This is a genomic window from Streptomyces sp. NPDC000941 (assembly GCF_053599555.1).
Window position 1 is genome coordinate 1 of the sequence record NZ_JBSFMM010000312.1, and the last position, 10,458, is coordinate 10,458.

Consider the following 10,458-nt stretch of genomic DNA (forward strand, 5'->3'; position numbering starts at 1 on the left):
GCATCAGCGTGCTGTTCGCGATGCTCCGCGACGGCACCTTCTACGAACCCAGAACCCCACGCCTCGCTTGACGAAAGACATAGAGGCACCCCCCCGGTCTGACCCGACAGGAGTTCTCCTTGCACGCCATGCAGTACCGGATCACCCTGCCAGCCGACTACGACATGAAGATCATCCGGCGCCGAGTGGAGTCGAAGGGCCCAGCCCTGGACGACTTTCCGGGGCTCGGACTGAAGGCGTACGGCATCCGCGAGCGCGGGGTCGACGGCTCGCCGGTCAACCAATACGCCCCGTTCTATCTGTGGGCCGAGCCGGAAGCCATGAACCGCTTTCTGTGGGGGCCCGGATTCCAGGGCATCGTCCGGGACTTCGGCCGCCCCGCGGTCGAGAACTGGCAGGGGCTCGCCTTCGAGCACGGCCCGGCCCTGGCCTCCGCACCGCGCACCGCCACCCGCCATGCCGTGGCCGTCCCGGCGGGCGCCGACCCGTCGGGCAGCGGTCCGGCGGGCGCGGTCGAGGACGCGCTGGAGGAGCTGCGGCGGCTGGCCCATACGGACGGGGTGCACTCGACGGCCCTCGGCATCGACCCGCGCGGCTGGGAGCTGCTGCACTTCACCCTCTGGGCAGACACCGCCCCGCCCGGCGCCCCCGGCGACCGCTACCAGGTGCTCCACCTCTCCGCGCCCGACCTGGCCCGGCTCCCCCGCGGGCGCCAGTGGTGAGCGCGGCCGGACAGACCCGAGAGGCACGACAGGCCATGGGAGAGACCACGGGGCAGACCGTCCCACAGACCGCCGCGCAGACCGCCGCGCAGACCGCGGTACGGAGCGCCGTAGGGACCGCCGTACGGACCGTGCTCGGCGATGTCCCCGGCGATGCGCTGGGCGTCTGCGACGCGCACGACCACCTGTTCTTCCGCAGCGTGCTGCTGCCCGGGCAGGAGCTGGCCGATGTGGCCGCGGCGGACGCGGAGCTGCGGGCCTTCCACGGGCTCGGCGGGCGGGCGGTGGTGCAGTGGACGCCCTACGGCCTCGGGCGGACGGCCGATGAGCTGGTCGGGCTCTCCCGGGCCACCGGCGTCCATCTGGTGGCCGCGACGGGGCTGCACCAGGCCCACCACTATGCGCCGGGCACCGTCGAAGCGGTGCTCGACGGGCTCGCCGAGCTCTTCGTCGACGAGCTGACGCGCGGCATCGGCGGCACGGGGCCGCGCGCGGGGCTGATCAAGGTCGCGGGCGGCTTCCACGGCCTCGACGCCCACGCCCGCCGCACCATGGCCGCGGCCGCCCAGGCCCACCATCGCACCGGCGCGCCCATCGCCGTGCATCTGGAGCTGGGGACGGCTGCCCTGGACGTCCTGGACCTGCTCTGCGACGAACACGGGGTGGCGCCGCAGCGCGTGATCCTCGGCCACCTGAACCGCTCGCCCGACTCGGTCGTGCACCAACAGGCGGCCCGGGCCGGGGCGTTCCTCGCCTTCGACGGGCCCTCCCGCGCCAACCACGCCACGGACTGGCGGCTGCCCGACGCGCTGGTCGCGCTCGTCGACGCCGGGCATGCCGACCAGCTGCTGCTGGGCGGCGATACGACCACGGCCGCGGCCCGGTCGGTGAACGGCGGCCCGGGCATGCCGTATCTGCTCCGCCGGCTCCGCCCACGGCTCGAACTCGCCGTGGGTGCCGATGTGGTGCACCGGATCCTCACCGCCAACCCGGCCCGCGCCCTGGCCACGGCCTGGCACGCGGACTGACGTACGGGCTGACGTACGGGCCCGCCGCTTGAGCTGACGTACGGGCCCGACGCGCGAGCTGGGGCGGGCCCGACGCGCGGGCCGAGGGCGGGCCCGGGGGTCGGCCGTATCGCACCGCCCCGGGTCACGCCGCGCCAAGCGCCTCCAACGGGTCGTCGAGCACCGCCTGCCACGCCAACTCCGCCGCGCCGACCAGGCTGTTGTGGTCCAGGGTGCACGGCAGGACGGGTACGCCCCCGCTGCGCCCCCACAGGCTGCGCTCGGCGACGACCGCACGCAGCCGCTCCGGGTCGGCCTCCAGGAGCTCTCGGTGCAGCCCGCCGAGGATGATGCGGTCGGGGTTGAGGATGTTGACGAGCCCGGCGAGGCCGAGGCCGAGCCGGTCGATGAGCAGGTCGGCGGCGGCCCGCACGGACGGGTCGGCGTACTCCTCGCGGAGCAGGTCGCGCGCCTGCTGGAGGAGCGACACCTCGGGTCCCGGGTCGCGTCCGGCGGCGACGAGGAAGGCCAGTGGGTCGGCCTCGATGTCCAGGCAGCCGCGGCTGCCGCAGTGGCAGGGCGGTCCCTCCGGGTTGACGGTCAGATGGCCGACCTCTAGGGCCAGGCCCGCGCTGCCGGTGTGCAGCCGCCCGTCGAGGACCAGCGCCCCGCCGACGCCGCGGTGGCCGGTGGCGACGCAGAGCAGGTGCTGGGCGCCGCCGCCCGCGCCGTGGCGGTGCTCGGCCAGGGCCGCGAGGTTGACGTCGTTGCCGGCGAGGCCGGTCAGGGGCGCCCCGGACGGGCCGCGGACGCCCGCCGCGGCGAGGCTCCGGGTGAACAGCTCGCGTACGGGCGCACCCGCGGGCCAGGCGATATGCAGCGGGTTGAGGGCGGTGCCCTCCGGTTCGGCCACCGCGGAGGGGACCGCGAGCCCGGCGCCCACGCAGCGGCGGCCGCTCGCGCGCAGCAGCCGGGCCCCGGCCTCGACGACCGCGTCGATGACATGTGCCGGATCGGCGGGCACGGTCATACAGCCGGGTTCGGTGGCCACGATCCGGCCGCCGAGCCCGACCAGGGCCGCGCGGAAGCCGTCGGCGTGCACCTGGGCGGCGAGGGCCACCGGGCCGTGGGGGGCGATCGCGAGGCGGTGCGAGGGGCGGCCCTGCGCCCCGGCGGCCCCCAGCGGGCGGGAGTCGACCTGGATCAGGCCGAGCGCTTCGAGTTCGGCGGCGACGGCGCCCGCGGTCGCTCTGGTCACGCCGAGTTCGGTCGTGAGCACCGCCCGCGTGGGCGCTCGGCCGGTGTGTACGAGCTCCAGCGCCGGGCCGAGAGCGCTTCGGCCCCGCTCGAGCCTTGTCCGTGTCTGGGTCACGCCCCTATTCTCACTTTGTGCCGACACGAAACAAAACATGGATGGTCATTCCGAGGAGGCGGCGCCCCGCCGTGGCCGACCGATCGCTCACTCAACTACGTACCGCCATCACCGCGTTCTTCGCGATCGACGGATTCATATTCGCCGGTTGGGTGGTCCGGATTCCCGCGATCAAGGACCGGACCGGCGCGTCGGAAGGCGCCCTCGGGCTCGCCCTGCTCGGCGTTTCGGCGGGCGCGGTGGCCACCATGATGATCACCGGCCGGCTCTGCCGCCGCTTCGGCAGCCACGCCACGACGGTGGCCTTGGCCGTCCTGTTCTCGCTCAGCGTCGCGCTGCCGCCGCTGACCGGCTCCGCGCTCGCCCTCGGGCTGGTCCTGCTGGTCTTCGGGGCCGGGTTCGGCGGGCTCAACGTGGCCATGAACAGCGCGGCCGTCGATCTCATAGCCGCGCTGCGCCGCCCCGTCATGCCCAGCTTCCACGCCGCGTTCAGCCTGGGCGGGATGGCCGGGGCGGGCCTGGGCGGGCTGATAGCGGAGCGGCTGAGCCCCACCACCCACCTGTCGCTCCTCGCCGCCTGCGGACTGCTGCTCGCGGCGGTCGCGGGCCGGGCCCTGATCCGCCTCCCGGTCCCCGTACCCGTACCGGCGCCGTCTGAGGAAGGCGCACAGGGCACGGCTCCGGATGGGCGGGCGCCCGGGGCAGGTTCCCGGAGCGCGGCGCGCCGGCTGGTCGCCGTCTTCGGGCTGATCGCGCTGTGCACGGCGTACGGCGAGGGCGCGATGGCCGACTGGGCCGCGCTCCATCTGGACCAGGACCTGGACGCGTCCCCGGGGGTCGCCGCGGCGGGCTACTCGGTCTTCGCCCTGATGATGGCCGTCGGCAGGCTGAGCGGCACCGCGCTCCTCGAACGGCTCGGCCAGACCCGCACGCTGGTCGCGGGCGGCACCACGGCCGCGGCCGGCATGCTGCTCGGCGCGCTCGCCCCCACCGTCTGGCTCGCGCTCCTCGGCTTCGCCGTCACCGGTCTCGGCCTGGCCAATCTCTTCCCGGTCGCCATCGCGCGGGCGGGCGCCCTGACCGGGCCGAGCGGGGTCGCCGCGGCCTCCACCTTCGGCTACGGCGGGATGCTGCTCGGCCCGCCGGCCATCGGTTTCCTGGCCGACGGGCTCTCCCTGCCGACCGCCCTGACCACGGTCGCCCTGCTGGCGGCGGTGGCGGCAGCCGTGGCGTACGGAGCACGCCGGGCAGGTCAGCCCACCAATGAGCCGGCGTGAGCCCAAGTCCACTGCCCGGGCCCGGGATGTTCGATCAAGACTGGCAGAATTCCGCCATGGATATTGCCGAGTTGATCGACGCTCTGGACCGGGATGGCCGGCTGCTGGCCGACGCCGCGCAGCAGGCCGGGCCGGACGCGCAGGTGCCCACGTGCCCCGATTGGCGGGTACGGGACCTGCTGGCACACATCGGGATGGTGCACCGCTGGGTGACCCGTATCCTCACCGAGCAGCTGACCGAAAGGGTGCGGCCCCAGCCCGGCCAGGAGCCCGAGGACGCGGATCTGACGCCCTGGTTCCGCGACGGCCACGGCGCGCTGGTCAAGGCGCTGAACGAGGCCGACCCCGAGGGACAGTACTTCACCATCCTGCCCACCTCCCTCTCACCGCTCGCGTTCTGGGCGCGGCGGCAGGCGCACGAGACCGCGATCCACCGGGTCGACGCGGAGTCGGCGGCGGGCAAGGACCTCTCCCCCGTCACCCCGGCCTTCGCGGCCGACGGCCTCGGCGAGCTGCTGACCGGGTTCCACGCCCTCGAGCGGAGCAAGGTGCGGACGGAGACACCGCGCACCCTGCGGCTGCGGGCCACGGACGCCGAGGTCGTCTGGACGGTGCGGCTGACCGACGCCCCTCCGCGCGCCGAGGTCGGCGACGCCGGAGAGGCCGACTGCGAGCTGTCCGGTTCGGCCGAGGAGCTGTATCTGACGCTGTGGAACCGCCTGCCGATGGCGCGGCTGCGGGCCACGGGCGACACATCGCTGGCCGAACTGTGGCGGGAGCGCTCGGGCTTCTGAGACGGGCGGGGCGTACGCCGGGCTTTCCGGTGTACGCCCCGCTGCGCGCCTCGGCGAGACCCTAAGCTGGTGGCATGACAGACCTGCACCCCGTGAGCGGTCCTCGCACCCAGGACGAACGCGACGCCGTCACCGTGGAGATCATGTTCGCGGTCGTCACCGGCGCCCTGCTGGCGGCCCTGCTGTTCTTCGTCTGCGCGAGCCCGGCCCTCTTCGGCGACCTGGGCAGCGCGGCGGAGAAGACCTGGCTGACGGCCGCCGCCATCACGGCCACCGCCGGGTTCGCCGCCCGGGTCCTCCAGGTCCTGTGGTGGCTGCCGCGCAAGCGGCGCGGCTGACGTTCTCTCTCCCCCCGTAGGCAAGAGGCCCGTAGGCAAGAGGTCCTGGTATGACCCATTGGCGGTGCGCGGGGCTGCGCTGGGGCCGGTCGGGCCCCGCGCTGGCCTGGCACCACCACGCCCACGGCGACCGCGCCTCCCCGCTGTCGCCGGGCCGCCCGATGGGGTTCACGACCGGGTCCGGGCGCCTGTGCGTCGGCGTGCGCAGGGGCGCCCGGCACACGCCGTGCCCGGTGGGCGCCGAGGTGTCCGCGTCCGCCGTCTCCGCCCAGTGCCCGGACTGCGCCAGGCTGGACCGCTCGTACTCGGTGGCCGCCGACACCCGCACCGACGACCCGCGCCCGTACGACGTCTATCTCGCCTGGTTCGGCCCGGATCTGATCAAGGTCGGGATCACCGCTGCCGAACGCGAGGGGGCCCGGCTGCTCGAACAGGCCGCGCTCTCCTACACCTTGCTCGGGCGCGGCCCGCTGATGGCCGCCCGCCGGGCGGAGGCCGTGCTGGGCGCCGCGCTCGGGGTGCCGGATCGCTTCCCGTACGCCGCCAAGCGCGCCGCCCGCGAGGCCCCGCCGCCCCAGCGGGAGCGCGCGGCGGCGCTCGCCGCGCTGCACGCGCGGGCGTGCGCCCTGGGCGGGCTCCCGGAATCCCTCGCCGTCTGTCCATGTGCGCCCGTCCACCATGACGCCGCCTTCCACCTGGACCGCGTGCGCCCGGTGCACGGCGTCATCCGGCTCGCCCCCGGCCGTACGGTGGCGGGCCAGGTGGAGGCCGTGGCCGGGCCGGATGTCCACCTGACCGACTCGGCCGGCCGTGCCCTGCTGCTCGACACCCGGCAGCTGGCGGGCTGGCCGCTGGCCGCGGCCCCCGCGGACGCCGCCACTACGGCGGAGGTGATCGCGCCGGTGCGGGAGGCGGCGGAGCCGGAGGGGCTGTTCTGACCGGGCGACCGAGCCGGAAATCAATCAGCCGAGCCAGCCCGGGCGTACCAGCCCCGACTCATAGGCGAGGACGACGAGTTGGGCGCGGTCGCGCGCGCCCAGCTTGATCATGGTGCGGCTGACATGGGTCTTGGCGGTGAGCGGGCTGACGACCAGCCGCCGGGCGATCTCCTCGTTCGTCAGCCCGATGCCCACCAGCGCCATCACCTCCCGCTCGCGCTCGGTCAGCTCCGCGAGCACGGTGGCGGGCGCCGGCTCCTTCGACCGGGCGGCGAACTCGGCGATGAGCCGGCGTGTGACGCCGGGCGAGAGCAGCGCGTCGCCCGCGACGACCGCCCGTACGGCGCGCAGCAGCTCCTCGGGCTCGGTGTCCTTGACCAGAAACCCGGAGGCGCCCGAGCGGATCGCCTCGAAGACGTACTCGTCGAGCTCGAAGGTGGTCAGCATGACCACCTTCACCTCGGCGAGCGCGGGGTCCTCGGTGATCCGGCGGGTGGCGGCGAGGCCGTCGAGCTGTGGCATGCGGATGTCCATCAGGACCACGTCCGGGCGCACCTCACGGACCTGCGCCACCGCCCACTCGCCGTCGGCGGCCTCGCCGACCACCTCGATGTCCGGCTGAGCGTCAAGCAGGGCGCGGAACCCGGCGCGGACCAGCACCTGGTCGTCGGCGAGCACTACACGGATCAGGGAGCTCAAGGGGCCTCCATGGTGGTCGCTCCGCCCGATGTCGAAGACACCGTAGCGGCGGTGAGCGGAAGGCGGGCCCGGACCCGGAAGCCACCGTCCGGCCGCGGCCCGGCCACCACCGTGCCGCCGAGCGCGGCGGCCCGTTCACGCATGCCGACCAGGCCGTTGCCACCGCCGGCGCCCCCGTTCGCCGGGCCGACGGCGGTCGCCGGACCGTCGTCGTCTATCCGCAGCTCCAGCTCGGCCGGGGCGTAGCGCAGCAGGACCCGGGCGGTGCGGGAGCCGGAGTGGCGGACGATGTTGGTCAGGGCCTCCTGGACGATACGGAAGGCGGCGAGGTCGATACCGGGCGGCAGGGTGGTCCGTACGCCGTCCACCTCGACGCTCACCGCGAGGCCCATGCCACGAGCCTGTTCGGTCAGCTCGTCCAGCCGGTCCAGGCCGGGGGCGGGCGAGCGGGGCGCGTCCCCGGGCGCCCTGAGCGTGTCCAGGACCTGGCGGACCTCGCCCAGCGCCTCCTTGCTGGCCGCCTTGATCGTGGTCAGGGCGGTGCGGGCCTGCTCGGGGTCCTGGTCGAGAAGGGCGAGGCCGACGCCCGCCTGGACGTTGATCACCGAGATGCTGTGGGCGAGGACGTCGTGCAGTTCGCGGGCGATACGCAGCCGCTCCTCGTCGGCGCGGCGCCGCTCCGCCGCCTCCCGCTCGGCCCGCTCGCGGGCCCATTGCTCCCGCCGCACGCGAGCGAGTTCGGAGGCGGCGACGACCGCCACCACCCAGGCCACGACGACCGCCTCCGGCCCCCAGGCGGCAGCACCGTCGCCTGCGGGCGGCAGCCATCGATAGAGCCAGTGGGTGATAAGCAGATGGGCGGCCCACAGCCCCCCGAGCGCAGCCCAGGCGGCCATCCGCCGCCCGGCGGCCACGGCGGCGAAGCAGGCGACGACGACGCTGAGGAAAACCGGGCCGTAGGGATATCCGGCGCCGAGGTAGAGCGCGGTGACGGCCGAAGTGGCGAGGACGGCGAGCTGGGGGTGTCGATGGCGTACGAGGAGCAGCGCGGGCCCGGCCACCAGCAGCGCCCGGCCGGCGAGGCCGAGGTCGGCCCGCTCGGGCTGGCTGTGCGCGGCGAACTGCGTCCCGACCAGCTGGAGGAACGCGACGACCAGCGAGGAGCGCCACGGCAGCCGGGCGGCGGGGCCCGCGCTCCACCACGGAGGGCCCCAGGGCCGGGCGGCTGCCTGGCCGGATCCGGGGTGCCGGCCCCGGGAGAATTCACGCATACCCGCAACGCTAGACCGGCCCGGGCCGCGCCGGCGTCGCCCCGGGGCGGTGGCCGGACGTACTCCCGGTGGAGTACGTGGCACGGGTGCGCGACGGCCCGGGACACCCGGCCCGGGACACCCGGCCCGGGGACCGGCCACCGATCAGCCGGCCACCGATCGACACCGCGCGACACGCCGGGCTACGGCAACCGGGCGACGCTCGACCAGGGGAAACCAAATCCGGGCCACCGCCCCTGGCCTGGCCATCCGTGTATCCCGGTGTCCGAGGACACGCGCGCTGCGGGTGCACACGCCCCGAAATCCCCACACAGTGAAAAACGTGATGTACCGGCCCCTTCCGTGACGGTTGGGGCAGGTGACCTACGGAGCCGGGCTGAGGTGCTGCGCTATGCGTGTAACCGGACTTGGGCATGCTGGACTGTTCATCGAAACCGCCGCCGGAACGGTGCTCTGCGACCCCTGGGTCAACCCGGCCTTCTTCGGCTCGTGGTTCCCGTTCCCCGACAACACCGACCTGGACTGGGACCACTACGGGCGGGCCGCGGACTACCTGTACGTATCGCATCTGCACCGTGACCACTTCGACGCGGAGAACCTGCACCGCAATGTGCGCAAGGACCTCACCGTACTGCTGCCCGCCTTCGCCACCGACGAGTTGGAGTTCGAGCTGCGTGCGCTCGGATTCAGCGAATTCCTGCGCACCGAAAGCGGTGTCCCGGTCGAGCGCGATGGCCTGCGCATCATGATCACCGCCCTGACCGGCCCCGGCGACGGCCCCATAGGCGACTCCGCGCTGTCGCTGGACGACGGGGAGACGGTGCTGCTCAACCAGAACGACGCGCACCCGCTGGACATCCCCTCGATCCGGGCGTTCGGCGAGGTGGACGCGCACTTCCTGCAGTTCTCCGGCGCCATTTGGTGGCCGATGGTCTATCAACTGCCGGACACCGCGAAGCGGGAGTTCGCCGCCCGTAAGCGCGAGGGGCAGTCCGAGCGGGCGCTGCGCTATATCGACGCCGTCGAGGCCAGGCATGTGTTCCCCAACGCCGGCCCGCCCTGCTTCCTCGACGAGGACCTGTTCCAGTTCAACGGCACCGGCCGCGAGGGGACAAGCATCTTCGTCGACCAGAAGGAGTTCCTGGCGGAGCTCGCCGAGGCGCGGCCGGACACCTCGGCGCATCTGCTGCTGCCGGGCACCGTCGCCGAACCGCTGCACACCGCGTGCAAGCTCACCCACCGCTACACCGCCAAGGAGATCGACCACATCTTCGAGCACAAGGACGCCTACCTGCGTGACTTCGCCCGCAGACAGCAGCCCGCGCTCGCCGCCGAGCGCGCCTCGCGCGCCCCGGCGCTGCCTCCCGAACGCCTGCTGGCCGAACTCAAACAGTGGTGGGAACCGCTGTTGGCGCGCGCGGACCGGATCTGCGACGGGGTCGGCGGCCCGGTGCGGCTGAATGTGGACGACACTCCGATCGTGATCGACTTCCCGGCCCGCCAGGTCCGCCGCTGGGATGGTGAGCGCTGCCGCTACACGCTCTCCACCACGGGCGACCTGGTGGCCACCAACATCGCCCGGCGCGAGGTCGACTGGTCGAACAGTCTGCTGCTGTCCCTGCGCTTCAGCGCCAGCCGGATCGGGCCGTACAACGAATTCCTGTACGTGTTCTTCAAGTGTCTGTCCAGCGAGCGCATCGAGTACGTGGAGAACTACTACGACTCCGGGCACGACGACGGCCAACACGTCGAACTGGGCGACTGGCGCGTCCAGCGGCGCTGCCCGCATCTGCGCGCCGACCTCGGCCGGTTCGGACAGCTCGACGGCGACGAGCTCACCTGCACCCTGCACGGCTGGCGTTACGACCTGTCCACCGGCCGCTGTCTGACCGCCGACGGCCACGACATCCGGGCCGAGCGGACGGCACCGGCCGGCAGCTGAGGGCCCGGCCGCGCGGGGGGGGGGCCCCCGCCCCCCCCGCGCCCCTGGAGTGCTGGAGAGCACCCCCCAGATAATCACACAACAAAACAAAACAATTC

At 73.8% G+C, this 10,458-nt stretch carries 10 protein-coding genes; 7 read left to right on the plus strand and 3 right to left on the minus strand.

Features of this window, described 5'->3' with window-relative positions:
* Positions 1-119: 119 nt before the first annotated feature.
* Both ACWDSL_RS48945 and ACWDSL_RS48950 read left to right on the plus strand, forming a co-directional pair.
* The gene (locus ACWDSL_RS48945) at positions 120-722 is read left to right on the plus strand and encodes a DUF4865 family protein (protein ID WP_450495677.1); all 603 of its coding nucleotides are present in this window, start codon (positions 120-122) and stop codon (positions 720-722) included.
* 35 nt (positions 723-757) lie between these two features.
* A complete protein-coding gene (locus ACWDSL_RS48950) occupies positions 758-1,750 on the plus strand; it encodes a phosphotriesterase family protein (protein ID WP_450495679.1) in 993 nt (330 codons plus the stop codon).
* 124 nt (positions 1,751-1,874) lie between these two features.
* Here the strand turns inward: ACWDSL_RS48950 and ACWDSL_RS48955 are convergent, their stop codons facing one another.
* A complete protein-coding gene (locus tag ACWDSL_RS48955; RefSeq protein ID WP_450495681.1) occupies positions 1,875-3,101 on the minus strand; it encodes an ROK family protein in 1,227 nt (408 codons plus the stop codon).
* A 41-nt stretch (positions 3,102-3,142) separates the two neighbouring features.
* On the opposite strand from ACWDSL_RS48955, the gene ACWDSL_RS48960 reads away from it, so the two are divergent.
* The 4 genes from ACWDSL_RS48960 (at position 3,143) to ACWDSL_RS48975 (ending at position 6,448) form a co-directional block, all read left to right on the plus strand.
* Positions 3,143-4,378: an MFS transporter gene (locus ACWDSL_RS48960; RefSeq protein WP_450495683.1), complete on the plus strand. Its 1,236-nt coding sequence runs from the start codon at positions 3,143-3,145 to the stop codon at positions 4,376-4,378.
* Positions 4,379-4,434: 56 nt separating this feature from the next.
* Complete coding sequence (locus ACWDSL_RS48965; protein WP_450495685.1) at positions 4,435-5,172, plus strand: maleylpyruvate isomerase family mycothiol-dependent enzyme; 738 nt, start codon at positions 4,435-4,437, stop codon at positions 5,170-5,172.
* Positions 5,173-5,246: 74 nt separating this feature from the next.
* Positions 5,247-5,510, plus strand: a complete 264-nt coding sequence (locus ACWDSL_RS48970) for a DUF6332 family protein (RefSeq protein WP_450495687.1) — start codon at positions 5,247-5,249, stop codon at positions 5,508-5,510.
* Between the two features lie 50 nt (positions 5,511-5,560).
* Positions 5,561-6,448: a DUF2797 domain-containing protein gene (locus tag ACWDSL_RS48975; protein ID WP_450495689.1), complete on the plus strand. Its 888-nt coding sequence runs from the start codon at positions 5,561-5,563 to the stop codon at positions 6,446-6,448.
* Positions 6,449-6,472: 24 nt separating this feature from the next.
* Here ACWDSL_RS48975 and ACWDSL_RS48980 read toward each other — a convergent pair whose 3' ends face one another.
* Together ACWDSL_RS48980 and ACWDSL_RS48985 are read right to left on the minus strand one after the other, a co-directional pair.
* Entirely contained in the window at positions 6,473-7,138 is a 666-nt protein-coding gene (locus ACWDSL_RS48980) for a response regulator (protein ID WP_450495695.1), read from the minus strand.
* Positions 7,139-7,143: 5 nt separating this feature from the next.
* Positions 7,144-8,418 (minus strand): sensor histidine kinase, encoded by a 1,275-nt coding sequence (locus tag ACWDSL_RS48985; protein WP_450495691.1) that lies wholly within the window; start codon positions 8,416-8,418, stop codon positions 7,144-7,146.
* A 391-nt stretch (positions 8,419-8,809) separates the two neighbouring features.
* Here ACWDSL_RS48985 and ACWDSL_RS48990 point away from each other — a divergent pair, with 391 nt between their 5' ends.
* Entirely contained in the window at positions 8,810-10,360 is a 1,551-nt protein-coding gene (locus ACWDSL_RS48990) for a Rieske 2Fe-2S domain-containing protein (RefSeq protein ID WP_450495693.1), read from the plus strand.
* Positions 10,361-10,458: the final 98 nt, after the last annotated feature.

Coding starts and splice junctions, on each gene's coding strand:
- ACWDSL_RS48950 (WP_450495679.1), top strand. CDS start 758: ATGGGAGAGACCACGGGGCAGACCGTCCCACAGACCGCCGCGCAGACC.
- ACWDSL_RS48960 (WP_450495683.1), top strand. CDS start 3,143: ATGGTCATTCCGAGGAGGCGGCGCCCCGCCGTGGCCGACCGATCGCTC.
- ACWDSL_RS48965 (WP_450495685.1), top strand. CDS start 4,435: ATGGATATTGCCGAGTTGATCGACGCTCTGGACCGGGATGGCCGGCTG.
- ACWDSL_RS48970 (WP_450495687.1), top strand. CDS start 5,247: ATGACAGACCTGCACCCCGTGAGCGGTCCTCGCACCCAGGACGAACGC.
- ACWDSL_RS48975 (WP_450495689.1), top strand. CDS start 5,561: ATGACCCATTGGCGGTGCGCGGGGCTGCGCTGGGGCCGGTCGGGCCCC.
- ACWDSL_RS48985 (WP_450495691.1), bottom strand. CDS start 8,418: ATGCGTGAATTCTCCCGGGGCCGGCACCCCGGATCCGGCCAGGCAGCC.
- ACWDSL_RS48990 (WP_450495693.1), top strand. CDS start 8,810: ATGCGTGTAACCGGACTTGGGCATGCTGGACTGTTCATCGAAACCGCC.